This is a genomic window from Nonomuraea fuscirosea (genome assembly GCF_035917475.1).
In the GTDB taxonomy this organism is placed as follows: Bacteria; Actinomycetota; Actinomycetes; order Streptosporangiales; family Streptosporangiaceae; genus Nonomuraea; species Nonomuraea fuscirosea.
On sequence record NZ_CP109074.1, the window covers coordinates 5,492,238 to 5,516,350 of the forward strand.

Sequence of the window (24,113 nt, forward strand, 5' to 3'; positions counted from 1 at the left end):
CGGCCGTGACCCGCCGTCCACCTGGCAGGGCTACCGTGCGCGTCATGACGATGCGCAGGTTGCTCGCGAGCGTGCTGGCCGGGGTCCTGGCCGGCGGTAGCGTCGCGGTCGTGCTGACCCAGACCTCTCCCGCCACGGCCGAGCGCCGCGGCCACGCCCCGCTCGTGATCGGCCACCGGGGCGCCAGCGCCCACCGGCCCGAGCACACGCTCCTGTCGTACGAGGCCGCCATCGCGATGGGCGCCGACTACATCGAGCCCGACCTCGTCTCCACCAAGGACCACGTGCTGGTGGCCCGGCACGAGAACGAGATCTCCGGCACGACCGACGTGGCCGCCAGGCCCGAGTTCGCCGGACTGCGCACCACCAAGACCGTGGACGGGCGGCCGGTCACCGGCTGGTTCACCGAGGACTTCACGCTGGCCGAGCTGAAGACGCTGCGGGCCAAGGAGCGCGTGCCCGACCTGCGGCCGGGCAACACGGCGTTCGACGGGCTGGCGGAGATCCCGACGTTCGAGGAGGTCGTGCGGCTGGCCGTCGCGCACGGCGTCGGCGTCTACCCCGAGACCAAGCATCCGACCTACTTCGACTCCATCGGCCTGTCGCTGGAGGAGCCGCTGCTGGACGTGCTGGGCCGGCACCGGGTGCGGAAGGCGTACATCCAGTCGTTCGAGACCGCCAACCTGCGTGAGCTGAGCGGCCGGACGCGGCTGCCGCTGATCCAGCTCATCAGCGCCGGCGGGGCGCCCTACGACTGGGTGGCCGCCGGCGGCACGCGGACCTACGACGACATGGTCACGCCCGAGGGGCTGCGCGAGGTGGCCCGCTACGCCGACGGGATCGGCGTGGACACGCGGCGGGTCGTCCCCGTGGACGCGGCCGGCCGGACGCTGGAGCCCTCGACGCTGGTCGCGGACGCGCACCGCGCGCGGCTCGACGTGCACGTCTGGACGGTGCGTAACGAGAACTCCCAGTTGCCCGCCGACCACCGGCTCGGCGATCCGGCCAGCCCGGCCTATCCGCGGGCCACAGGGGACGTCATGGGGTGGCTGTCGCGGCTGGTCGAGCTGGGGATCGACGGCGCCTTCTGCGACGACCCGGCCATGGGCCGCGCGGTGGTGGCCCGGCACCCGGCCTGAGCGGTCGCTGATCAGGTGCGGCGCCAGCGGGATTCGCCGAAGCAGTAGCCGGCGAACAGCAGCAGCCCGAGCGCCACCACGACCAGCAGCCACGGCCCGACCGGCGTCTCGGCGAACTCGCGCAGCGTCGCGTCGATGCCGCCCGCCTTGTCCGGGTCGTACGTGAGCGCCGCCTGGACGACGAGGACTCCGGCCAGCCCGGCGATCACGCCCCTGGCCGCATAGCCGCCGACGCCGAGCCGTTCCATGATCGTCCTGGCACGCGGCGACATGCGGCCGAGCTCCAGCTCCTCCTTGAAGCCCTTCGTCACGCCCCGGTGGATCCAGTAGACGCCCAGCGCGATCAGGCCGAGCCCGACCGCGCCCACGATGATCTGCCCGCCGGGCAGCTCCAGCAGCTTGGCCGTCAGGTCCTGCGACTTCTGGTCGTCGGACTTCGCCTTGTGCGTGGTCAGCACGCTGATCAGGGTGAAGACGAGCAGCCCGTACACCACGACCCGGGCGACCGCCTCGCCCTTCTCGAGTGCCTTGCCGGAGCCGAACAGCGCCTCCGACGCCTGCCAGAGCGCCAGCGCGACGAATCCGGCCGTCATCACCCACAGGATGACGGCCCCGAACGGCAGCCCGGCCAGCGTGGTGATCGCACCCGCCTTGTCGGCCTGCTGCGAGCCGTCGCCGGTGGCGATCTGCAGGGCCACCACGCCGATCAACGCGTACAGCACGCCGCGGCAGGCCAGGCCCACCCGGGTCAGCACGGCCATGGGCCGGCTGGAGGTCGCGCGCCGCGTGGCGGCCTTCGCCTCGCGACCCGCCTGTTCCGCTGTGTTCACGCTTCCTCCCAAGAGAACGCTCATTCGTTGCCGGTCCCGAGTGCCCTGGAACGGGGCGTCTAGGCGTGGCGAACCCGTTTCCGCAGGTCTTCCCGCTGGTCACAGCGGCCCGGTTACAGTGGAGCGGTGAGCTGTGATCAGCACGGCCTGGCCATGACGGGTGCGGGCGCCGCGGCGGTGCGGCACTACGACCGGGCGATCGACGAGTTGCTGCGGTTCCGGGCCGAGGTGGACGCCGAGTCGGGGGCCGCGCTGGCCGAGTCGCCCGACTTCCCGATGGGCAACGTGCTGGCGGCCTACCTCGGGCTGCTGACCACCGAGGTCGAGGACGCGCGCACGGCCCGGGTCCGGTTCGAGGCGTTCCTGCGCAGGATCGACGCCACCTCGCTGCTGCCGCGTGAGCGCGCGCACGTGGCGGCCGTGCGGGCGCTGTTCGGCGGCGACTACCTGACCTGCGGCGAGCTGCTGGCCGGCATCGCGGCCGAGCATCCGCGCGACGCGCTGGCGCTGGCCGCCGGCCACCAGATCGACTTCTTCACCGGCGACGCCCGCATGCTGCGCGACCGGATCGGCGGCGCGCTGAACGCCTGGCACGAGGACGATCGCCACTTCGGTCACCTGCTCGGCATGTACGCCTTCGGTCTGGAGGAGGCGGGCCACTACGACCGGTCCGAGGAGGTCGGCCTGCGGGCGGTGGAGCTCGACCCGCGCGACGTGTGGGGCATCCACGCGGTGGTGCACACGTACGAGATGCAGGGGCGCTTCGGCGACGGCCTGCGCTACCTCGACGCCCGGATGGGCGACTGGTCCACCGGGACGTTCTTCAACGTGCACAGCTGGTGGCACTACTGCCTGTACGCGCTGGAGAGCGGCGACGAGCGGCGGGTGCTGGCGATCTACGACGCGGTGCTCGCCGACGGGCAGTCCTGCATGGAGCTGCTCGACGCCGCCGCGCTGCTGTGGCGGCTGCACCTGGAGGGCTCCGAGCAGCCGGAACGCTGGCGGGTCCTGGCCGAGGCGTGGCCGCCGCGCATGGGCGAGCCGTTCTACGCCTTCAACGACATGCACGCGGTGATGTCGTACGTGGGGGCGGGGCGGATCGCGGAGGCCGAGCGGCTGATCGCGGGGCGGGAGGCGTACGTGGCGCGGCCGCGTCCCGGCGTCACCAACCACGCCATGACGCTGCGGGTCGGGCTGCCGGTGTGCCGGGCGATCGTGGCGTTCGGGCGGGGCGACCACGAGGCGGTGGTGGAGCTGCTGCATCCGATCAGGCACCGGGTCGGCGAGTTCGGCGGCAGCCACGCCCAGCGCGACGCCGTGCAGCGCACGCTGCTGGAGGCGGCCCTGCGGGCGGGGCGGCGCGATGTGGCCAGGGTGCTGGTGAGCGAGCGGATCAGCGTGCGGCCGTGCAGCCCGTACAACTGGCTCAAGCAGGCCTCGCTGGCCGACGCGATGGGCGACGGGGCGGCGGCGGCCGTGGCGCGCACGCGGGCACGGGAGCTCGCGGCGGGCGGGGGCCGGATCGCCGGCTCCCCCGGGTAGCGCTCACACCGGCGGGCCGCCCGCTTGGCCGGCCCCCGAGTGACGCTCCCGCCAGTGGGCCGCCCACCCGCCGGCCTCCGAGTGGTGCGCGTGGCCGGCGGGGCGCTCGCTTGTCGGACCCGGCGAGTAGTGTTTCCGGACATGAACCGGCAACTCACCCTGATGGTCGTGCACGCCCACCCCGACGACGAATGCCTGACCACGGGCGGCATCCTGGCCCGCTACGCCGAAGAGGGCGTGCGCACCGTGCTGGTCACCTGCACCAACGGTGAGCAGGGCGACGACCAGAACGGCGTCAAGCCGGGCGAGCCCGGTCACGACGACGCGGCGGTGGCCGCGAAGCGGCTGGAGGAGCTGCGCGAGTCCGTGGGCCACCTGGCCGTCGAGCACCTGGAGCTGCTCGGCTACCGCGACTCGGGCATGGAGGGCTGGGAGGCCAACGGCCATCCCGACGCCTTCGCCAACGTCCCGGTGGAGAGCGCCGCGGCCCGGCTGGCCGCGCTGATGGAGCACTACCGGCCCCAGGTCGTGGTCACCTACGACGAGACCGGCGGGGGCGGCTACGGTCACCCCGACCACGTGCAGACCCATCGCGTCACGGTGGCCGCCGTCGAGCGCAGCGGCATCCCCGACAAGTTCTACTACACCGCCATCCCCAGGGCGTCGATCATGCGCATGTTCGAGCTGATGAAGGAGAGCGGCGTCGACGTCGGCGACTTCGACCCCTCCGGCGACTTCGGCACCCCCGACGAGCGCGTGACGAGCGTCGTCGATGTCGCCCCCTACGTCGAGCGCAAGCTCAAGGCGCTGCAGGCGCACGAGAGCCAGGGCGACAACATCTTCCTGCTGCGCATGGCGGAGGACGTGCGTATGCAGGCGTTCGCGCACGAGGCGTTCGAGCGGGTGCTGAGCAAGGTCGACGCACCCGCCCACGAGGAAGACCTGTTCGCAGGCCTCCGCGACTCCTGACGCCACCGGCGCCCCGACACGTCCGGCCTGGTCCGGGACCACCCGATCGGGGACCACCCGATCGGGGACCAGCCGGTCCGGGACCACCCCGTCCGACCGGGACCTGCGACCGCCCGACCGGTGCACGTCACCACCCGGGCGGTGATCTCAACGGCCCGCGGCATGACCTCGACGGGTTCGGGCCGTGACTTGACGGTCTCGGTGGTGAAAGTTTCAGCGGGCCGGTGGTCGCCGCCGGCGATCACCGCAGATCGCCCGATGTCTCCGGAGCCGGACGGCCGGGCGGATTGTGATGCGGTGACCGGTGCGCGTACGGTGCTGACATCCGCCCGGTGGCCCGGTCAAGGAGTCCGTCATGCGCGCGAGAGTCGTCCCGGCCCTGATCGTGATGCTGCTCGCGCTGGGCGTCGACGTCCCGGCCGCCCACGCCCTGGGCGGCTTCGACTTCTCCAGGGCGGAGGTCTCCGTCACCGGCCTCCAGGTGCCGTGGGCGATGGCGTTCCTGCCCGACGGCAGCGCGCTCGTCTCCGAACGGAACACCGGGCGCGTCATGCGCGTGCGTCCCGGCCAGGCGCCCGCCGCCGTCGCCACGATCAGCGGGGTCAGCGCGTCGGGCGAGAGCGGGCTGCTCGGCCTCGCGGTCTCCCCCGGCTACGCGCAGGACGGCTGGGTGTACGCGTACTTCACCAGCACCAGCGGCGACAACCGGCTGATCAGGTTCCAGCTGAGCGCCCCGCAGACGCAGACGGTGCTCTTCTCCGGGGTGCCGAGCGCGACGATCCACGACGGCGGCCGCATCGCGTTCGGCCCCGACGGCATGCTGTACGCGGGCACCGGCGACGCCGGTAACACCGCCAACGCCCAGAACCTGGCCAGCCCGGCCGGGAAGATCCTGCGCATGACGCCCACCGGCGGTGTCCCCTCGGACAACCCGTTCCCCGGCTCCCGCGTCTGGAGCTACGGCCACCGCAACGTACAGGGCCTGGCCTGGGACGCGCAGGGCCGGATGTACGCCACCGAGTTCGGTCAGAACACCTGGGACGAGATCAACCAGATCGTCGCGGGCGGCAACTACGGCTGGCCTTCCTGCGAGGGCGACTGCGGCAACACGAACTTCCGCCGCCCGATCGTCACCTGGCCGACCGCGCAGTCCTCGCCGAGCGGGCTCGCGTACGCGAACGACACGCTGTTCGCGGCGGCCCTGCGCGGGCAGCGCCTGTGGACGGTGCCGCTGACCGGCGCCGGCACGCCGGGCACGCCACAGGCCGAGTTCACCTCTCAGTACGGCCGGCTGCGCGCGGTCGCGGCCGGGCCCGACGGCTGGCTCTGGGTGGCGACCAGCAACCGCGACGGCCGCGGCACCCCGGTCGCCCAGGATGACCGGATCATCCGCGTCCCGCCGGCCGCCGGCGGCACCGACACCGCCGCGCCCACCGCGCCCGGCGACCCGGCCGCCACCGGCACGACCGCCACCACGGCCACCCTGACCTGGACCGCCGCCACCGACGACGTGGGCGTGACCGGCTACGACGTGCTGCGCGCCCCCGGCACCTCCGGCGCCTTCACCCAGGTGGGCACCTCGGCGAGCACCACGCACACCGACACGGGGCTGAGCGCGGGCACCGCCTACCGCTACCAGGTCCGCGCCCGCGACGCGGCCGGCAACGTGTCACCGGTCTCCGCCACGGTCACGGTCACCACCACCGGCGGCAGCCCCTCGGGCGGCTGCACGGCGACGGCGTCCGTCCAGTCCCAGTGGGGCACGGGCTACGTCGTCCAGCCGGTCACGGTCACCAACACAGGCACGGCCGCGACGACGGGATGGACGGTGACGTTCACGCTGCCGGCGGGCCACACGGTCACCGGCTCGTGGAACGCCGTCCTGACCACCTCCGGCCAGACCGTCACGGCCGGGAACACGACGCACAACGGCGCCCTCACCCCAGGCCAGAGCACCACCTTCGGCCTCCAGGCCACCCGCCCGACCGGCGACACCCGGCTCCCGGCCACCTACACCTGCACCTGACCGCCTCAGCCAACCGGCCCACTCGAATCCCCCACGACAGGCGGCTCATCCCAGTCCCGCGCTCACCTCCACGGCGGGCGGAGCGGACCCGGGGGGCGGAAGCTCGCCGGAGCCGCGGGTGAGCAGGCGGGTGGGGACGACCACGCGGCGGGCGCGGGAGCGGTCGCCGTCCAGCCGCGACAGCACCAGCTCCGCCGCCGCGGCCCCCACCGCCGCCGGGTCCTGGGCGACCACCGTCAGCGGCGGGTCCAGGACCTCGGCCAGCGGCAGGTCGTCGAAGCCGACGAGCGCGACGTCCTTGCGCCCGGCCCGCGCCAGCGCCAGCACCGCCCCCATGGAGGCGAAGTTGTTCCCGGCGAACAGCGCGGTCGGCGGGTCGGCCAGGGCCAGCAGCCGGAGGGTGGCACGGGCGGCGGCCTCCATGTCGTGCCCGGTGTCCACGAGCGATCGGTCGAACGGCAGGCCGGCCGCCTCCAGGGCGTCGCGGTAGCCCTGGAGGCGTTCGCGCCGGGTGTAGAGGGTGGCGGGCACGTCGCCGACGAAGCCGATCCTGCGGTGGCCGTACCCGATCAGGTGGGCGACGCCGGCCCTGGAGCCCTCCCGGTTGGCGCTGACCACGCAGTCCGCGGTCAGGCCGGCGGCCGGCCGGTCGAGGAAGACGATCGGCAGCCCGGCCACCCGTTCCGAGCGCAGGTGACGGTGGTCGCCGCCGGCGGCGGGGACGACCATGAGGGCGCTCACCCGGCGGGCCAGGAACGTGGCGATCAGCGACTGCTCCAGCCCGGCCGTCTCGTCGGAGGAGCCGACGATGAGCGTGAGCCCGCGCGCCCGTACGGCGCTCTCGACGCCGCCCGCGACCGTGCCGAAGAACGGGTTGCCCATCTCGGGGATGACCAGGCCGATCGCGGCGTCGCGCGCGCCCACCCGGGTGTTGCGGGCCATCAGGTTGGGCTGGTATCCGAGCCGCCTGACCGCCGCCAGGACGCGCTCGCGCGTCTCGACGGCGACCGGGCCCTCGTCGTTGAGCACCCGGGAGACGGTCTTGGCGGTGACTCCGACCTCGCGTGCCACGTCTGTCATCGTCGGACGCCGCATTCGGCTCATCAGAAGCCTCCGAAGAAACCCCCGCCTTGAGGCGAGGGAGGAATCGGACTCCTGCGGAGCAGGGCAGGAACTGCCGATTCGCCGACAGCCGAACCGACATATCGAACATGAAAGCGAATTCTCCTTGATCGTTCGATAGGATGCCAGGCATGGCGCAGATCGTGAAGCGGGCCTACAAGTACCGCTTCTACCCCACCCCCGAGCAGACCTCGCAGCTTGCCCGGACGTTCGGCTGCGTCCGCTTCGTCTACAACAAAGCCCTCGAAGAGCGCACCCGCGCCTACGCTCTGGAGGGCAAGCGGGTCTCCTATGCGGAGTCGTCGGCGATGCTCACGGCGTGGAAGCGCAGCGGCGAGTTCGGCTTCCTGCGCGAGGTGTCGTGTGTGCCCTTGCAGCAGGCGTTGCGCCATCTGCAGACGGGGTTTGCGAACTTCTTCGCCAAGCGGGCGAAGTACCCGGTCTTCAAGTCCCGTAAGAAGTCGCGGGCGTCGGCGGAATACACCCGCTCTGCCTTCCGCTGGCGGGATGGGGAGTTGACGCTGGCAAAGATGGACGCCCCGCTGGCGATCGTGTGGTCGCGTTCGCTGCCGGAAGGCGCGCAGCCGTCCACGGTGACGGTGTCGAAGGACGCTGCGGGGCGCTGGTTCGTGTCGATCCTGGTGGAGGAGACGATCGCCCTGCTCGCTCCAGTGCAGCAGGCGGTGGGCGTGGACGCGGGCATCACCTCGCTGGCCACCCTGTCCACCGGAGAGAAGATCATCAACCCCCAGCACGAGCGCCGCGACCGGCGCAAGCTGGCCAAAGCCCAGCGGGCGCTGTCCCGCAAGGAGAAAGGCTCGAACAACCGGGCCAAGGCCCGCCTGAAGGTAGCGAAGGCGTACGCCCGGATCGCCGACCGGAGAAGAGATCATCTGCACAAGGTCACCACACGGCTTGTTCGCGAGAACCAAACGATCGCCGTGGAAGACCTGACCGTCCGCAACATGGTTCGCAATCACTCGCTGGCCCGCGCCATCTCCGACGCGGGCTGGCGACAGATGCGGTCGATGCTGGAGTACAAAGCGCGCTGGTACGGGCGCACGCTGGAGGCGGCAGACCGCTGGTTCCCCTCCAGCAAACTGTGCTCCGTGTGCGGCTGCGTGCAAGAGAAGATGCCGCTGAACGTCCGGATGTGGCAGTGTGCCTGCGGCGCGCTCCATGACCGGGATGTGAACGCGGCCCAGAACGTGCTCGCCGCCGGGCTGGCGGAGAACTGAAACGCCTGTGGAGCCGGTGTAAGACCTCAACGAGACCCCTCTCGGGCGGGCGACCGGCGGTGAAGCAGGAAGACCCATGGGCGACCGTGGGACTCTCCCTCCTTTGGCAGGGAGAGGATGCCAACCTAGATCCGTTACAGGCCGATCGCCTTGGCGGCGCCCTCGTCGTGGACCACGGACTTCCCGTCCGACAGCTGGAGCGCGCCGGTCATGATGGCCACCACCTCGGCCATGCTGTGGTCGCGCGGGCTGAGCTCGGCGACCCTGCGGCCCAGGCGCTGCACGTGGACGCGGTCGGCGATCTCGAACACGTGCGGCATGTTGTGGCTGATCAGCACCACCGGGGTGCCCCGGTCGCGGACCTGCCGGATGAGGTCGAGCACCTGGCCGGACTCCTTGACGCCGAGCGCCGCCGTGGGCTCGTCCATGACCACGACGTTCGTGGCCCACGCGACCGCCCTGGCCACGGCCACGCCCTGCCGCTGCCCGCCGGACAGCGACTCGACCGGCTGGGTGAGCGAGCGCAGCCCGATCTTGAGCTCGGCCATGTGCCGGGCCGACTCCTCCCGCATGCGTTTCTTGTCGAGCATCCGGAAGACCGTGCCGAGCAGGCCGGGTTTGCGCACCTCCCGGCCCAGGAACATGTTCGTCGCGATGTCGAGCGAGGCCGCGATGGCCAGGTCCTGGTAGACGGTCTCGATCCCGTGCCGGCGCGCGTCGAGGGGGTCGCGGAAGCGCACCGGCTCGCCGTCCAGCCGGATCTCGCCCGAGTCGGGCTGCAGCGCGCCGGTCAGCGCCTTGATCAGGCTGGTCTTGCCGGCGCCGTTGTCGCCGATGACGGCCAGCACCTCGCCGGGCATGAGGTCGAAGTCCGCGCCGTCGAGCGCGGTGACGTGACCGTAGCGCTTGACCAGGCCGCGCGCCTGGAGGATCGGCGTAGGCGGGCTCGTCATCGGTTCCTCCTGCGGGAGAGCTGGTCGACGGTGACCGCGAGGATCACCAGGATGCCCGTGATGAGCGTCTGGTAGATCGACGGTACGCCCATGAGCTGCAGCCCGTTGCGGAAGACGCCCACGATGAGCGCCCCGACGAGCGTCCCCAGGACCAGGCCCCGCCCGCCGAACAGGCTGGTGCCGCCGAGCACGACCGCGGTGATGCTGTCCAGGTTGTCGGTCTGGCCGGCCTGGGGGTCGCCGACGCCGGTCCGGCTGACCAGGAGGAGGGCGGCGATGCCGTAGACGAGGCCGGCCACCGTGTAGACGCCGACGGTCAGGCGGCCGGTCCTGATGCCGGTCAGGCGGGCCACCTCCGGGCTGTTGCCCAGCGCGTACACGTGCCGGCCCCACGCGGTGGAGCCGAGCAGGTACGCGAACAGCACGAACAGCAGGATCGTCAGCAGCGAGCCGTAGGTGACGTTCGTCTGACCGACCTGGAACGTCTGCCCGAGCACTGTCAGCAGCGCGGGCAGCTCGGTCACCGTCTGCTCGTTGGAGTAGATGTGCGTCAGGGCGAAGACCACGTTCAGCATGCCCAGCGTCACGATGAACGGCGGCAGCGAGATCCGCGTCACCAGCAGCCCGTTGACCAGCCCGAACCCGGCGCAGACGGCGAGCCCGGCGGCCAGCGCGAGCACGGGCGGCAGGCCGGTGTCCACGGCCAGCTTGGTCATCACGATCCCGCCGAAGGCCATGATCGCGCCACAGGCGAGGTCGATGCCCGCGGTCAGGATGATCAGGGTCTGCCCGATGGCCAGCGTGCCGACCACCATGACCTGCTGGATGATCAGCGAGAAGTTGGGGCCGGTGAAGAACTGGCCGCTGTTCACGCCGAAGAACAGGCAGGCCAGCAGGAGCGCCACCAGCGGGCCCGCGACCGGGGTGGCGGCCAGGCGGCGTGGCAGCGTCGTGTGGGTCGTCGCTTGCGTCACGGCCATGCTCAGCCCCAGCAGTTGGCCAGGCCGAAGGCGGTGTCCTCGGCGTCGACGCCGGTGACGGCCTTGTCGGTGATGAGCGTGACGCCGGTGTCGGTGTAGCCGCTGGCCTTCTGGCCGCTCTTGGCGAACGTGGCCACGGCCTTGACGCCCTCTTCGGCCATCTTCAGCGGGTACTGCTGGCTGGTGGCGGCGATCTGGCCGGACTGCACGGCCTTGGTGCCGGTGCAGCCGCCGTCGACGGAGACGACGAGCACGTCCTTGTCGCGGCCCTTGGCCTTCAGCGCGGTGTGCGCGCCGAGCGCGGCCGGTTCGTTGATGGTGTAGACGAGGTTGATGCCGGGGGCCTTCTGCAGGCAGTTCTCCATGGCGGTCTGGCCCTTGGCCTGGTCGCCGCGGGTGTCCTGGGAGCAGACGATCGACGGGTCGCCCTCCTGGACGCCGAACCCCTTGAGGAAGCCGTCGTGCCTGAGCTGCCCGACGGTGATGCCGGGGGCCAGGTCGAGGGTGGCGATCTTGGCGGGTTTGCCGGCCATGGCGGCCTTGGCGTACTGGCCGATCAGCTCGCCGGCCTTGAAGTTGTCGGTGGCGAACAGCGCGTCGGTGGCGTCCTGCGGCTCGGTGGGGGTGTCGAGGGCGATCACGAGGACGCCCGCGTCGCGCGCCTTCTTGATCGCCGGGACGATGGCCTTGGTGTCGCTCGGGGTGATGAGGATGCCCTTCACCCCGGCGGCGACCATGTTCTCGATCGCGGTGATCTGGCTGGCGTTGTCGCCGTCGAACTTGCCCGCGGCGCTCATCAGCTCCAGGCCGCCGGCCTGGGCGGCCTTCTGCGCGCCTTCCTTCATCTTGACGAAGAACGGGTTGGTCTCGGTCTTGGTGATCAGGCCGACCTTGGTGGCGGAGGCGCTCTGCGTGCCCCCTCCTCCGCCGCCGCCGCAGCCGGCGACGAGCAGCACGGTGACCAGGATTCCGGCAGGAAGCTTCGCGTTCATTGCGGTTCCTAACAGGGGGGATTCTATGTCATCGTTGACATATGTCATCGTTGACATCGGCTGTGCTGCGATGATGAGCTTCGATCCGGGAAACGTCAATGCCCTGGTGCCGTAACGAATCGGCAACAGGCGGCGAGAGGCAGGCCGCACCATGATCGCTGTCCTGGGCGAGTGCGTCGCCGACGCCTTCACCGACCACCGCCCCGCCGACCCGCCTGTCCGCCCGTCCGACGGGCCGTCGGACGGGCGGACAGGCGGGTCGGAGAACGGGCCGGCGAGCGGGCCGGCGGGCGGACCAGAGGACGGGCCAGAGGACGGGCCGGCGGGCGGACCGGCGGGCGGACCGGCGGGCGGACCAGGCGCCAGGCCGGTGGGGATGGCGTTGCGGGTGTTGCCTGGTGGCGGGCCGGCGAACACGGCGGTGGCGCTGGCTCGGCTGGGGACCGCCGCCCGGTTCCTGGGGCGGCTCTCCCATGACGTCTTCGGCGACCTGTTCCGGGCGCACCTGACCTCCTCGGGGGTGGACCTGTCGGCGGCCGTCGCGGCCGGCGAGCTGAGCACGCTGGCGGTCGCCGCGCTCGACGCCGACGGCCGGGCGGTCTACACCTTCTACGCCGACGGCACCGCCGACTGGGGCTGGACCCCGGACGAGCTGGACGGCGACCGGCTCGGCCCGGCCTCCTGCCTGCACACCGGCTCGCTGGCGCTGGTCAGGCGGCCGGGGGGCGAGGCGGTGGAGGAGTTCGCCCGCGCCGTGCGCTCCCGCGCCACGGTCTCGATCGACCCCAACGTCCGTCCCGGCTTCGCCACCAGGGACGACTACCGGGTGGAGCGCTGGTGCGCGTGGAGCGACATCCTCAAGCTCAGCACCGACGACGTGGACTTCCTGCTGCCCGGCGTGCCGTACGAGCGCGCCTGCGACACCTGGCACGCCGCCGGCGCCCGCCTCGTCGTCGTCACCAAGGGCGCGGCGGGCGCGCTGATCTCCCTGGACGGCGAACGGGCCGAGGTGCCGGCGCCGCGGGTGCGGGTCGTGGACACGGTCGGCGCGGGGGACGCGTTCACCGCCGGGCTGCTGCACGACCTGGAGGCGCGGGGCCTGCTCGGGGGCCGCCTCGACGCCCTCGACCTGGAGACCGCCGTGGCGGCGGCCACGTTCGCGGCCGAGGTGGCGGCGCTGACGTGCTCGGTCCCCGGGGCCGACCCGCCCTGGCGCGACCAACTGACCGGACGTCAGTCGCCTGGCACCGTGCGGTAGCCGTTCCAGACGAAACGGGCGGTCGTCACCGCGTCGTCGCCGTCGCCCGTGATGAGCTGGTGGATCGCGATCCCGTCCAGCTCCCGGTACTCGCACCACTCGTGGTCGGAGGTGAGCACCAGGTCCAGCCCCAGGTCCACCAGCAGGTCGAACACCTGCCCCCGGTTCGTCCTGTCCACCCCGACGAACACCTCGTCCAGCAGGATGAACCGCGGGCACCCCGGATCGGTCTGATAGTGCGCGGCCACGGCGGCGAACAGCGGCAGGTGCAGCGCGATCGCCTTCTCCCCGCCCGACAGCGCCCCGTGCAGCTTCCTGGTCAGCTCCTGCCAGCCCTGCCCGTCGCCGCGGTCGAGCCGGACCACGAACCGGTGCCAGGCCGTGTAGTCGAGCACCTTCATCAGCTGGTCCTCCCAGCTCGCCGAGGAGTCGTCGGCCCGTGCCTCCTCCACGCGGTCCATGAAGAAGACGTACAGGGCCTCCTTGTCGGCCTCGCTCAGCCCGGCGGGGTCGCGCAGCAGCAGGTCGCGGGCGGCGCGGGTGCCGGGCGCCTGGGCAGGGTCCACCTGCCACACCAGCCGCACCGCCACCCGGGAGGCGGTGCGGACGCGTTCGAGGCGCTGGTTCATGCTCTCGACCAGCGCGGTCGCCTGCCTGATCCGGTCGGCCAGGTGCCGCCGCGTGTCGCCGGCCAGCGTGCGGTCGAACAGGTCCCGTTCGGCCTCCGTGATGTCGGTGCGCCGCTCGTCGCGCTCCTCGCGCAGCACCTGGCTGAGCGCGGCGGCGCCGGCCCGCACGCCGCTGACGGTGGCGGTGAGCACCTGCACGTCCTCCTCCGGGGTCAGCTCCAGGTCCGCGCGACCGGCCAGGATCTCCCTGGCGTGGTGGAAGGCGTCCTGCAGCCGCGTCTCGGCCTCCCTGACGTTCTTGTGCTCGTACGGGACCGCCGCCAGCTGCTCGGCCACCGCCCTGGCCGCCTCCAGCACGGCCCGTGTCCCGGCCTCCGGCGCCAGCTCGATCGTCACCCCGGCGTCCGCCGGCAGGTGCCCGGCCGCCAGTCGGCGGAAGCGCCCGGACACCTCGTCGCGCGCCCGCCTGGCCTCGGCGTGCCGGTCCTCGGCGGTGCCGAGCTCGCCCCTGAGCCGGCCGAGCTCGGCGTTCAGCTTCGCCAGGCCGTCGTTGATCGACTTGATCAGGCGCCGGCAGGCTTGGTGAGCGCCCTGGGCCTCGCGCAGCCGCTCCAGTACGTGCGCCTGCCCGGCCCCGTCCTCGCGATCGATTTCCGACGTGTCCCCAGATCCGTGTCCGGAGCCGTCGGCGGAGCCGGTCGCGCGATCGATGCCCGGCTTGATCGCGGATTCGATGGCGGTCAGTCGTTCGGCCAGCACCATCGCGGCGGCGGCGGCCTCCTCGGCCCGTTCGACCGCCTGGACGGCCAGGCGTTCGTACTCGCCCGCCGTCGCCTCGGCCTGCTCGGCGCGTTCCCGCGCGGCGCGGGCGTCGGCGCGGCGGTCGTGCCAGACGGTGCCGGTCGTCTCGGTGCCGCGCAGCGCCTCCTCCAGGTTGTCCAGGGCGGGCGGCGCGGCGGGCAGGGCGTGCCGGTCGGCCAGCTCGGTGAGGTGGCGCAGCGACCGGCCGACGTCCTGCTCACGCTCGCGCAGGCGCTGCTCGCCGGCCCGGAGCCGGTCCTCCAGCAGCGCGACCTTGCCTACCGCGCCGTCGAGGTCCTGGAGCGCGTCGGCGTACGGCGTCCGGTCGGGCCTGCGCCGCAGCTCGGCGGTCAGCGTGTCGCGGTCGGCCTCGATCACGGCGAGCAGGTGGTCGCACTCGGCGATCCGCCCGGCGAGCTCGCCGAGCCGGTCGTCGAGCTCGGCGACGCGGCGGCGCCTGGCCCGCTCGCGGGCGGTGGCGCCGATGTAGGAGGGCTCGGGCTTGACCCAGCGGCCCGTCGCGGGGCCCAGCCGCCAGGTGCCGTCCGCGCCGATGACGGCGGGGTGGTCGACGCCGATCGCGGTGGGCGCGAACGCGATCCCGGCCAGCACGGTGTCCGCGGACACCGGCGAGTCGGCCTCGGTGAACAGCACGTGCGCCAGGCTGTAGCCGGGCGCGGGCCTGGACAGCGCGGCCACGGCGAACGCGTCGTGCTCGCCGGAGTCGAACCCGCCGTCGGGGCGCAGCCACAGGTCGAGCAGGCCCGACGCCTCCAGCGCGGCCTCCAGCCCGGCCTGGGCGACGGGGTCGAGCCCTGACCTGAACGCGATGGCCCGCCACAGCGGGGTGCCCGGGCGTCCCGGTCTGGTGGCGGTGGCGCGAGCGTGCGGGGCGGGCGGCTCCAGTACGGCCTGGTCGGTGAGGCTCTCGCGCTCCTTGGCCAGCTCGGCGCGCTCGGTGAGCAGCCCGGCGCGCCGGCTCGTGACGTGCTGCTCGCGGGTGGTCAGCTCGACGGCGGCCATCGTCCGGGCGGTGCCGACCAGGTCGTCGGCCCGCCCGAAGTCGGTGGCCAGCCCGGCGAGCGTGCCGGGGTCGAGCTGGAGCTGCGCGCAGCCGCCCGCCCAGTCGGCCAGGGCGGCGGCCAGATCGCGGGCGCGTTCCTCACACCGGCGCCCGGCCTTCTCGTGCGCCTCCTGGGCGGCGGCCAGGTCGTCGCGGGCCTGGTCGCGCTCGTGCTCGGCGGCGGTACGACGCCTGACGGCCTCGTCGTGCCGGACGGCACCCGCCCTGACGTCCCTGATCTGCGCGGCCCGGCTGGTGACGGCGGCCCGCAACAACTCCCGCGCCCGCCGCACAGCCGCATCACAGTCCGGCACCCGACCGCCGGACACCCGATCAGCGGGCCCGCCACCGCCGGCCCCGGAGACCGGGCTACCACTCGCATGACCGCCGAACGCGGGCGCGCCGGACGCGGGGGCGGAAGACGCGGGCGCGCCGGAGGCGGGGGCGGAGGATGCAAGGGCGCCGAACGCGTGGGCGCCCGACGCGAGACCACCGGAGGCGGGGTCGGTGGGAGCGGGCTGGGTGGGGTCGTCCGGGTGGAGGGTGGGGGTGGCGTCGGTGACCGTTCGTTCGGTTTCCTCGTGGACGCTGAGCAGGCCGGCGCGTTCGGCCGCGTGGCGGGCCTCCGCGCGGGCGCGGTCGGCCAGGGCCGCGGCGGCGCGGGCCGTGCCGGCGGCGCGGGCCGACAGCTCCTGCTTGGCCGTCACGGCACGGGCCGCCTGGCCGGCCTGGTCGCGCAGGCGGGCGGCCAGTTCGTGCGCGGCGCGGGCCTCGGTGCGCAGCCGGTGCAGGTCGCCGCCCGTCCGGTACGCCTCGCTCTCCTTGAGCCCGTCGATCTGCGCGGCCAGGGCCAGCTCCTGGGCCTCCTCCTCCCCCAGCCGCAGCGTCGTGGCATCGAGCTCCCGTTCGGCCTCCTTGAGCCCGTCGCGCCTGGCCCTGACCTCGGCGGCGAGCGTCTCCAGGGTGTGGCCGGCGGAGGTGACGGCGTGGGCGGCGGCCCGCAGGACCCGCTGGGCGTAGCCGCGCTGCCGGACGGCCAGCCGGTCGGCCTCCTCCACGTCGCGGTCGAGCAGCCGCAGCTCCTCGCGCCGGCGGTCGAGCCGTTCGAACCCCTCGGCGATCTCGTGGATCTCGCCCTCGCCCAGCGGCGGCAGCGCGCTGGACAGCAGCTCCGACAGCAGCCCGGGGTCGAGCCGCTCGGACAACTTGGGCGTGCGGAGCTGGCGCAGCGCGGTGAGCAGGGAGTCGTAGCGCTGCTCGTTGAGCCCCGGGTAGAGCGTCCGGCGTACGGCGGTGCGGTAGGAGGCGGCCGACTCGTGGACCGTTCCACAGCCGTCGAGCTCGTCGGCGAGCTGCGCCTTGGTCAGCGGCTGGCCGGCCTCGCCGCTGAGACTGACGCCGTCGGGGGCGCCGACGCGGGCCTCGGTGGTGAAGTAGGTGGCGGTGACGTTCTTGGTGTGGACGGTGGCCTGCAGCCGGGCGCCGCAGGTGAACCAGCGGCCGTCGGCGTGCCGGAACTCCAGCCACACGTAGCCGACCCGGGTGGCGCCGCCGGCGCCGTCGCCCATGAGGTTCCAGTGCATGGTGCGCTCGGTGCCGCCGAACGTGGACAGCCGGCTCGGCTTGAGGCTGGCGTCCAGTACGTAGGGCAGCAACAGCTCCAGCACCTTGGACTTGCCGCTGCCGTTGGGCCCGCGCAGCAGCAGCCGCCCCCGGTGGAACTCGAACACCTCGTCGTAGTAGCGCCACACGTTGAGGATCCCGGCGCGTACGGGAGTCCAGCGGGCGTCCATCCCGTGCGCGGGGCGCGACGGGGTGAGCTCGGTGACCGTCAAACTTCCTCCTGTACGTGCGTAGCCTGAAGCTGGAGGCCGGAGTTCTGCGGACGGTTGCGGTAGCGGGCGGCGGCGGGCAGGGCGGCGATCCGGCCCCCGGCGCGGCGGGCCAGCCCGAACGACGTGAGCACCTCCAGCGCGTCGGCGGCCAGCCGCGGCCCGCCCCCGTCGGACTGGTACGCCTTGGCCCACTGGGGAAAACGGCGCAGCAGCCCGGCCGCCTCGGCGTCGAGCCTGGCGTCGGTGACGGGGCCGGAGGTGACGAGCAGGTCGAGCATGAGGAGGGCGGCCACCTTGGCGTGGCTGCCGTCGTCGGGGAAGCGGGTGTCGGTGGCGATGCCGTCGGGGTCGATGAGCAGGAAACCCTCGGCGCGCTCCTCCAGCACGAACCCGGCCTCCCCGGCGGCGCGGCGCAGCAGGCGGCGGCCGGTGAGGGAGTCGGCGTAGGCGGCCTGGTCGGGGGTGAGCTCGTCGCGGTGGACGACGGGCTCGTCGAGCAGGCGGCGGATGAGCGAGTGGCGGGCCCAGAGATTGCGCTGTGTGGCGGTCGGCTCGTCGCCGCCGTAACGCGCCTCGAACGTCAGCTCCGCCGTCACAGGCGACCCCTCCCCCACCGACCCCTCCCCCACCGGCCCCTCCCCTGCCGGCCCCTCCCCTGCCGGCCCCTTCCCTGCCGGTCCCTTCCCTGCCGGTCCGGCGCTCGCCGCCGGATGCCCGCCGGGCAGCGTGGCGGCCACACGGGAGGGCGGGACCGGGGCGGCCAGGAGGCGGATCACCCGGGTGGTGTCCACCCGGTAGAGCACCTTGGCCTCCTCGTCGTCCAGGTAGGCGTCGGTGGCGCCGTCCATGGCGGTGAGCACCCCGTAGTGCTCAAGCAGCTTGAGCGCGTCCACGAACGCGGCCCGCTCCTCGCTCCTGACCGGGTCGAACGCGGGCACCCCGTCCTCCACCGCCGCCGCCTGCACGACCCGCTGGGCCAGCATCCCGATCGTGGTGACCGGCGAGCTGAGCAGCTCGGCCGCGCACAGGCAGAGCAGCGTGTAGCGGCGGCGGTCGAAGGGCGCCCTGGTGGTACGGCGGCGGCGCGCCGGCCGGGTGGCGCCGGGCTCGGTCTTGACCTTGACCAGCCGGGCGTACCCCTGGCGCGGCTCCACGACCAGCCGCCAGCCGCAGAAGTAGTCGAACCACTGGATCAGCGGCTGACGCCGCTTCCTGATGAGGTCGAACGCGGCCGGGTCGTCGTGCCGGGACACCAGCGGGCGGCCGAGCAGGGTCCTGATCGCGCGGGCGATCTCCTCCTTCTCGGCCCGGACGAGCTGGTTGGCCAGGCTGCTCATTCGCCCGCCGCCCGCCCGCGCAGGCCCGCGCCGCCGCGCGCCTCGCCCAGGGAGCGCACGTCGATGAGGTAGTCGGGCCCCCTGAACCAGCCCGCGGGCGTGCGCAGCACCGCCACCGCGCCGTCGTCGGGCGCTCGCAGCACGATCTCGACCCGTCCGTCGGAGGTGACGGCCCGCCGGAAGCCGGTGGAGTCGGGCCGCTCGGCCAGGGCCCGGCCGAGCAGGTCGAGCAGCCGCCCGAACGTGTCGTGGTCGAGGTCGCCCATCCGCGACAGCCGCATCGCGCCGGTCGTGACCAGCGCCGCCCAGGCGGCCTCCAGTTCGGCCCGCTCCCGTCCGGCCAGCGCCCTGCGCTGGGCCCGCAGCGCCGCCACATCGCGCACCCGGCCGGTCCGGCCCATCCGCTCGGTACGGCCGCGCGAGCGCAGCAGCGCCGACACCTCCACCGGCTCGGCCCGCGCCCAGGGCACCCCGGCCGGGATCAGCTCGGCGTCGGCGTGCCCGAGGTGGGCGTGGCGGGCCGAGCCGAGCCCGAAGGCCGCCTCCCACAGCCGGTGCGCGTCCTGCTCGCCGGGCGCGGCGGCGAACCAGCGGGCCAGCGTACGGAAGTCGGCGGCGGCGCTGGAGGAGCGGCGGCGCGAGTCGGTGATCCGGTCGAGCACCTGGAGCAGCGAGACGATGGCCCGCCGCGCCACGTCGTGCAGTTGCCGCACGCGCGGCCGGGGGTCGGCGGACCCCTCCTCGGGCGCGAACCACTGCCGCAGCCCCTCCCACCTGGCCTGTCTCGCGGCCAGCCACGGGGTGGCGTGGTCGGCCCCCGGAACCCTGGGCAGGTCGGCGCCGTCGAGCGCGCGGGCGTGCAGCACGCCGACGCCGTGGCCGGCCACGGCCCGCACGCCGGCCGCGACGGCGTCGCCGCGCTGCTCCAGGTTGGTCACGAACTCCTGGAGGTAGGCCACCGTGGCCGCCTTGACCTCGTGGAACGTGGCCAGGTCGGCGCCCTCGACACGCAGCAGCCGCTGCAGCTCACCGTTGAAGCGCTGGGTGTTGCCGCGCAGTCCTTCGAGGTGGCCTTCCAGCTCCTGGAGCGCGGTGAAGATGCGCCGGTCACGGCCGGGGTCGGGGTCGCGCAGCAGGGCGTCCAGCTCGCGCAGCCGGTCGGCGATGGCGTCGAGCACGGCCGTCTGCAGCGCGCCGGCCGACTCCAGCGCGGCCATGGCGTGCCGTACGCCCGCGACCGCCGCCTCGCCCCGCCTGGTCAGCGAGTAGTGCAGGTTCTTGCGCTCGTACTCCTCGGCGGTGGCGAAGCTGCCGGCGTGGTTGAAGATCACGTCGAGCAGGCCCCAGCCCGCGAGCTGCTTGAGCGTGGCGGCCAGCTCCTGCTCGCGTACCGGGGCGTACCATCCCGACTCGCGCAGCCGTTCGCGGACCTGCTCGACCGTCAGGGCCGTTTCGAGCCGTTCGCCGGCCTCGCCGAAGGCGTGCAGGACCGCCGTGTGCAGGTCGGCCCGCTCGGTGGTGGTGAACCGGAACATCTCCGGCGGCACCCGTGGCGGCTCCGCCATCGCCCCGCTCCCCTCGCCGCACGATTGTCCGGACGCCACCGTAGCGGGAGAGACCGGCGGCGGGACCGCTGTTTGCGAGCAGATCACGGGCGTTCGGCGCTCGCATGGGGACGCCGGGGGGCGATCTGGCCGGGTTCGGGATGGGGCTTGTCGCTCCGTCCCACGACGGGGTAACGTGCGGTTTTGTCCACAGTTATCGATAACAGCGCGGAGAGTAGCCGGACGGTGGCGGAAGCGAAGGCGACGATCTACACGGTCGCGCGGGCGGTCGGTGTGAGCGCCCAGACGGTGTCGCGGGTCCTCAACGGGACCGGCCAGGTCAGTGAGAAGACCAGAGCCGCCGTGCTGGCCGCGATCGAGGCGCAGGGTTACCGGCCCAACGCGGTCGGCCGGAGCCTGCGCGCCTCCCGTACCCCGATGGTCGGGGTGCTGGTGGCCGACATCGGCAACCCCTTCTACGCCCGGCTGCACCGCGCCATCGAGCGCCGGCTGTCCGGCAGCGGCTACTCGCTGATGCTGATGAACTGCGACGACGACGCCCGCATCGAGCGCCGCCAGCTGGAGCTGCTGCGCTCGTACCGGCCGACGGGGCTGGTCATCGTCCCGTCGGTGGGCAGCTCGCTGAGCGCGGCGGACCTGCCGGCGTACGGGCACGTGGTGAGCGTCAGCCGGGTGCTGGACGGCCTGCCCGTGCCCGCCGTCGTCACCGACGAGCGGGAGTCCGTCAGGGCGGCGGCGGAGGAGCTGATCGCGCACGGGCACACGGAGCTCGCCCTGATCTCCGGCCCGGAGCAGGCCTCCACCGCCCGCGCCCGCGAGGAGGGCTTCCACGAGGCGCTGGCCCGGCACCCCGGGCGGCGCGGGATCGTCCGGCACACCGACGGGACCAGGGCGGGCGCGCAGGCCGCGGCCGGCGAGCTGCTCGGCACGCGACCAGGCTCGGCCGCAATGGGCCCGACCGCGACGGGCCCGACCGCGATGGGCCCGACCGCGATGGTCGGGTTCAACGCGCTCGTCACCGAGGGGATCGTCAGCGCGATCATGGCGGCCGGTCTGCGCTGCCCCGAGGACGTCTCGGTGGTGGGGTTCACCGACGCCGGCTGGATGACGCTGCACCGCCCGCCCATCTCCGTGATCGACCAGCCGGTGGAGGAGATGGGCGCGCTGGCCGGGCGGCTCCTGCTCGACCTGGCCGCGGGCGAGAGCGTCGCCCCCGGCCCGCGGGTGGTCCCGAGCACCCTGATCCGGCGCGGCTCCGTCGCCGCACCGGCCATGAAGATCGCCGGGCCGGCCACTCAGGTCGACGAGCCGGCCACTCAGGTCACGGGGCCGGTCACGGGGCCGGTCACGAAGACCGCCGCGCCGGACACGAACGAGGAGAGGTCATGAAGATCGACCGGGTGGAGACGCACGTCGTCACCGAGCGGCTGCGGACGCCGTTCGGCATGTCCCAGTGGCACTGGGAGACGCGCTCCAGCTGCCTCGTCGAGATCGTGACCGACGAGGGCGTCACCGGGTGGGGCGAGTGCTTCGGCCCGGCCGAGGGCAGCCGGGCGCTGATCGAGACGGTGTTCGCCCCGCTCCTGATCGGGGCGGACGCGTTCGAGCACGTGGCCCTGTGGGAGTCGATGTACAACCGCAGCCGCGAATGGGGCCGCGCGGGGGTGCCGATCGCCGCCGTCTCCGGCATCGAGATCGCCCTGTGGGACGCCGTCGGCAAGGCGCTCGGCCAGCCGGTGCACCGGCTGCTCGGCGGCCGGGCGCCCGCCTCGTTCGAGTCCTACGCCTCCGCGTTCTACTACGACGGCGAGTGGGCCGGCGACCTGGAGGCGGAGGCGCGTCACCTCCTCGATCAGGGCTACCGCCACGTCAAGATGAAGGTCGGCGCCGACCTGCGCTCCGACATCGAGCGCGTGCACCGCGTACGCGCCGCGCTCGGCCCCGGCGTGCGCCTGGCCGCCGACGCCAACCGCGGCTACACGACGGCGGAGGCGCTGGCGTTCGCCCGCGAGACCGAGTCCGACGGGCTGTGGTTCTTCGAGGAGCCGGTCATCCCCGAGGACCTGGCCGGCTACCGCGAGCTGCGGGCGGCCACGGCGGTGCCCATCGCGGGTGGCGAGTCGGCGTTCACCCGGTGGGGCTTCGCCGAGCTGATCGAGTCGCGGGCGGTGGACCTGCTCCAGCCCGACGCCACGGCCTGCGGCGGGCTGCGCGAGACGCTGCTGATCGCCGGCATGGCGAGCGTCCACGGCATCCCGACGCTGCCGCACGTGTGGGGGTCGGCGATCACGGTGGCGGCCGGGCTGCACCTGGCCACCGCGCTGCCGGTGGTGACTCCCTCGCTGGGCCGCACGCCGCCGGTCATCGAGCTCGACCAGGCGCCCAACTCGTTCCGCCAGACCCTGTCGGACCTGGAGATCGGGCCGGTGATGTCCGTGCCCCATGGTCCCGGGCTCGGCATCGAGATCGACCGTTCGGTGATCGAGGCGTACCGGGCCTGACCACCACCACAGTTCCAGCCCTAAGGAAGACCCCGTGCCATCGGATCCGCGTTCCACCCCGCACCCCCTTCCCGCCACCGTCCCCTCGCTTCCGCACAAGTGGCTGCGCATCAGCGGGCTGCTGCTCGTCGGCCTGTTCGTCGCCTACCTCGACCGTTCGAACCTGTCGATCGGGATCAAGAACATCAGCACCGACCTCGGCTTCGCCGGCGACGGCTTCGCCGCCACGTCGAGCCTGGCGCTGACCGCGTTCCTGGTCGGATATCTGATCTCCAACTTCCTCGGCGGCTTCCTCACCGCCCGCGTGGACGCCAAGTGGATCCTGCTCGTCACGGTCGCGGGCTACTCGCTGTGCACGCTGCTCATCGGGTTCACCGACTCCGTGGGCGTGCTCGTCGCGCTGCGCGTGGGCGTCGGCGTGTTCGAGGGGGTCTACTGGCCGCAGCAGTTCAGGATGGCCAAGGCCTGGTTCGACGAGCGGGAGATGACCCGGGCCAGCGCCATGATCCAGTACTACGGGCAATATCTCGCGCTGGCGCTCGGGTTCTTCCTGCTGACCCCGATCGAGGCGTCGTTCGGCTGGCGGCCGATGTTCTGGGCGCTCGGCGCGATCGGCCTGCTCGTCGTCCTGCCGCTCTACGCCCGCTTCCTGCCGACCGCGCCCGGGACCACCACACGCGCCACCCCGGAGGAGCGCGGCGGCGGGGCGGGCGGGCGGCTCACGTTCGCGGCCTTCGGCGGCGGGCGCTTCCTGCTGCTCGTCTTCAGCTACTTCGCCAACGGCATGCTGTTCTGGGGCATCACGCTGTACATCCCGCTGATCGTGCCGACGTTCGGGTTCGCGCCGAGCGTGAACGGGCTGCTGTCGGCGGCGCCGTACCTCGTCTCGCTGGTGCTCACGGTGCCGATGATGCTCCTCGGCGACCGTACGGGGCGGCGCGGGCCGATCGCGGTCTCCGGCCTGGTGGTGGGAGGCGTGCTGCTGGCGTGCGTGGCGCTGACCGGGTCGCCGGTGGCGCAGTTCTCGCTGATCTGCCTCGGGCTGGGCTATTTCACCGCCGCGTACACGCCGAACATCTGGGCGATCGCGGTGACCGACCTGCCCGCGCACGTGGTGGGCCCGGCGACGGGCATCATCAACGGTTTCGGGGCCGGCGGGGGCGGCGTCGTGGCGGGAGCCCTGGTGGGCGCGCTGCTGGCGGCCACGGGGACGTACACGCTGGGGCTGTCGATCCTGGGGCTGGTGGCCATTCTGGGCGGGCTCGCCCTGTTCCTCTACACCAGGATGCGTCCTACGACCCCCGCCGTCCCCGCCGCTTGACCAGGCGGCCGG

General features: G+C 73.2%; 16 protein-coding genes and 1 pseudogene. 9 read left to right on the forward strand and 8 right to left on the reverse strand.

The window, feature by feature from the left end; genetic code table 11:
• The first annotated feature begins 44 nt into the window (after nt 1-44).
• Nucleotides 45-1,139: a glycerophosphodiester phosphodiesterase gene (locus OIE67_RS25110; protein WP_326644357.1), complete on the forward strand. Its 1,095-nt coding sequence runs from the start codon at nt 45-47 to the stop codon at nt 1,137-1,139.
• Nucleotides 1,140-1,150: 11 nt separating this feature from the next.
• Here OIE67_RS25110 and OIE67_RS25115 read toward each other — a convergent pair whose 3' ends face one another.
• Nucleotides 1,151-1,969: a DUF1206 domain-containing protein gene (locus tag OIE67_RS25115; RefSeq protein ID WP_326644358.1), complete on the reverse strand. Its 819-nt coding sequence runs from the start codon at nt 1,967-1,969 to the stop codon at nt 1,151-1,153.
• 126 nt (nt 1,970-2,095) lie between these two features.
• Here OIE67_RS25115 and OIE67_RS25120 point away from each other — a divergent pair, with 126 nt between their 5' ends.
• The 3 genes from OIE67_RS25120 to OIE67_RS25130 all read left to right on the forward strand — a co-directional run bounded on the left by OIE67_RS25120 (nt 2,096) and on the right by OIE67_RS25130 (nt 6,506).
• The gene (locus tag OIE67_RS25120) at nt 2,096-3,511 is read left to right on the forward strand and encodes a tetratricopeptide repeat protein (protein WP_326644360.1); all 1,416 of its coding nucleotides are present in this window, start codon (nt 2,096-2,098) and stop codon (nt 3,509-3,511) included.
• Between the two features lie 141 nt (nt 3,512-3,652).
• Nucleotides 3,653-4,480 carry a PIG-L family deacetylase gene (locus OIE67_RS25125; RefSeq protein ID WP_326644363.1) on the forward strand — a complete coding sequence of 276 codons (828 nt, stop codon included), beginning with the start codon at nt 3,653-3,655 and terminating at the stop codon, nt 4,478-4,480.
• 355 nt (nt 4,481-4,835) lie between these two features.
• On the forward strand, nt 4,836-6,506 hold the full coding sequence (locus OIE67_RS25130) for a PQQ-dependent sugar dehydrogenase (RefSeq protein WP_326644365.1): 1,671 nt from the start codon (nt 4,836-4,838) through the stop codon (nt 6,504-6,506).
• Nucleotides 6,507-6,551: 45 nt separating this feature from the next.
• Here the strand turns inward: OIE67_RS25130 and OIE67_RS25135 are convergent, their stop codons facing one another.
• Nucleotides 6,552-7,586 carry a LacI family DNA-binding transcriptional regulator gene (locus OIE67_RS25135; RefSeq protein ID WP_326644367.1) on the reverse strand — a complete coding sequence of 345 codons (1,035 nt, stop codon included), beginning with the start codon at nt 7,584-7,586 and terminating at the stop codon, nt 6,552-6,554.
• 173 nt (nt 7,587-7,759) lie between these two features.
• Between OIE67_RS25135 and OIE67_RS25140 the strand changes: the two are divergent.
• Nucleotides 7,760-8,952: pseudogene (locus tag OIE67_RS25140) on the forward strand (RNA-guided endonuclease InsQ/TnpB family protein); the annotation flags it as partial.
• 48 nt (nt 8,953-9,000) lie between these two features.
• On the opposite strand, the gene OIE67_RS25145 reads toward OIE67_RS25140, so the two are convergent.
• From OIE67_RS25145 to OIE67_RS25155, 3 genes are read right to left on the reverse strand one after another with little or no spacing between them, the layout of a single operon-like run.
• Complete coding sequence (locus OIE67_RS25145) at nt 9,001-9,819, reverse strand: ATP-binding cassette domain-containing protein (RefSeq protein WP_326644370.1); 819 nt, start codon at nt 9,817-9,819, stop codon at nt 9,001-9,003.
• Complete coding sequence (locus OIE67_RS25150; protein WP_326644372.1) at nt 9,816-10,793, reverse strand: ABC transporter permease; 978 nt, start codon at nt 10,791-10,793, stop codon at nt 9,816-9,818. Before OIE67_RS25150 ends, OIE67_RS25145 begins: the two co-directional genes overlap by 4 nt.
• An 8-nt stretch (nt 10,794-10,801) precedes the next feature.
• Nucleotides 10,802-11,791, reverse strand: coding sequence for a sugar ABC transporter substrate-binding protein (locus OIE67_RS25155; protein ID WP_326644374.1), 990 nt, complete (start codon nt 11,789-11,791; stop codon nt 10,802-10,804).
• 151 nt (nt 11,792-11,942) lie between these two features.
• Between OIE67_RS25155 and OIE67_RS25160 the strand changes: the two genes are divergently transcribed.
• The gene (locus OIE67_RS25160; protein ID WP_326644376.1) at nt 11,943-13,049 is read left to right on the forward strand and encodes a carbohydrate kinase family protein; all 1,107 of its coding nucleotides are present in this window, start codon (nt 11,943-11,945) and stop codon (nt 13,047-13,049) included.
• On the opposite strand, the gene OIE67_RS25165 is transcribed toward OIE67_RS25160, so the two are convergent.
• The 3 genes from OIE67_RS25165 to OIE67_RS25175 are packed head-to-tail and all read right to left on the reverse strand — an operon-like array spanning nt 13,025 to nt 20,279.
• Complete coding sequence (locus OIE67_RS25165; RefSeq protein ID WP_326645462.1) at nt 13,025-17,335, reverse strand: TIGR02680 family protein; 4,311 nt, start codon at nt 17,333-17,335, stop codon at nt 13,025-13,027. The two genes, OIE67_RS25160 and OIE67_RS25165, sit on opposite strands and share 25 nt — an antisense overlap.
• 38 nt (nt 17,336-17,373) lie before the next feature.
• A complete protein-coding gene (locus OIE67_RS25170) occupies nt 17,374-18,714 on the reverse strand; it encodes a TIGR02678 family protein (RefSeq protein WP_326644378.1) in 1,341 nt (446 codons plus the stop codon).
• Nucleotides 18,711-20,279, reverse strand: a complete 1,569-nt coding sequence (locus OIE67_RS25175) for a TIGR02677 family protein (protein ID WP_326644380.1) — start codon at nt 20,277-20,279, stop codon at nt 18,711-18,713. The genes OIE67_RS25170 and OIE67_RS25175 overlap by 4 nt, the downstream gene beginning before the upstream one ends.
• Before the next feature lie 225 nt (nt 20,280-20,504).
• Between OIE67_RS25175 and OIE67_RS25180 the strand changes: the two genes are divergently transcribed.
• Genes OIE67_RS25180 through OIE67_RS25190 form a run of 3 tightly spaced genes read left to right on the forward strand, consistent with a single transcriptional unit; the run spans nt 20,505 to nt 24,101 of the window.
• Complete coding sequence (locus tag OIE67_RS25180) at nt 20,505-21,668, forward strand: LacI family DNA-binding transcriptional regulator (RefSeq protein WP_326644381.1); 1,164 nt, start codon at nt 20,505-20,507, stop codon at nt 21,666-21,668.
• Nucleotides 21,665-22,780, forward strand: coding sequence for a mandelate racemase/muconate lactonizing enzyme family protein (locus OIE67_RS25185; protein ID WP_326644386.1), 1,116 nt, complete (start codon nt 21,665-21,667; stop codon nt 22,778-22,780). The genes OIE67_RS25180 and OIE67_RS25185 overlap by 4 nt, the downstream gene beginning before the upstream one ends.
• Before the next feature lie 34 nt (nt 22,781-22,814).
• A complete protein-coding gene (locus OIE67_RS25190; RefSeq protein WP_326644388.1) occupies nt 22,815-24,101 on the forward strand; it encodes an MFS transporter in 1,287 nt (428 codons plus the stop codon).
• Nucleotides 24,102-24,113: the final 12 nt, after the last annotated feature.

What these genes read in the sequence shown, in the direction of transcription:
- OIE67_RS25110 (WP_326644357.1), top strand. Translation starts at nt 45, where the DNA reads ATGACGATGCGCAGGTTGCTCGCGAGCGTGCTGGCCGGGGTCCTGGCC.
- OIE67_RS25125 (WP_326644363.1), top strand. Translation starts at nt 3,653, where the DNA reads ATGAACCGGCAACTCACCCTGATGGTCGTGCACGCCCACCCCGACGAC.
- OIE67_RS25130 (WP_326644365.1), top strand. Translation starts at nt 4,836, where the DNA reads ATGCGCGCGAGAGTCGTCCCGGCCCTGATCGTGATGCTGCTCGCGCTG.
- OIE67_RS25135 (WP_326644367.1), bottom strand. Translation starts at nt 7,586, where the DNA reads ATGACAGACGTGGCACGCGAGGTCGGAGTCACCGCCAAGACCGTCTCC.
- OIE67_RS25145 (WP_326644370.1), bottom strand. Translation starts at nt 9,819, where the DNA reads ATGACGAGCCCGCCTACGCCGATCCTCCAGGCGCGCGGCCTGGTCAAG.
- OIE67_RS25155 (WP_326644374.1), bottom strand. Translation starts at nt 11,791, where the DNA reads ATGAACGCGAAGCTTCCTGCCGGAATCCTGGTCACCGTGCTGCTCGTC.
- OIE67_RS25160 (WP_326644376.1), top strand. Translation starts at nt 11,943, where the DNA reads ATGATCGCTGTCCTGGGCGAGTGCGTCGCCGACGCCTTCACCGACCAC.
- OIE67_RS25165 (WP_326645462.1), bottom strand. Translation starts at nt 17,335, where the DNA reads ATGGACGCCCGCTGGACTCCCGTACGCGCCGGGATCCTCAACGTGTGG.
- OIE67_RS25170 (WP_326644378.1), bottom strand. Translation starts at nt 18,714, where the DNA reads ATGAGCAGCCTGGCCAACCAGCTCGTCCGGGCCGAGAAGGAGGAGATC.
- OIE67_RS25175 (WP_326644380.1), bottom strand. Translation starts at nt 20,279, where the DNA reads ATGGCGGAGCCGCCACGGGTGCCGCCGGAGATGTTCCGGTTCACCACC.
- OIE67_RS25185 (WP_326644386.1), top strand. Translation starts at nt 21,665, where the DNA reads ATGAAGATCGACCGGGTGGAGACGCACGTCGTCACCGAGCGGCTGCGG.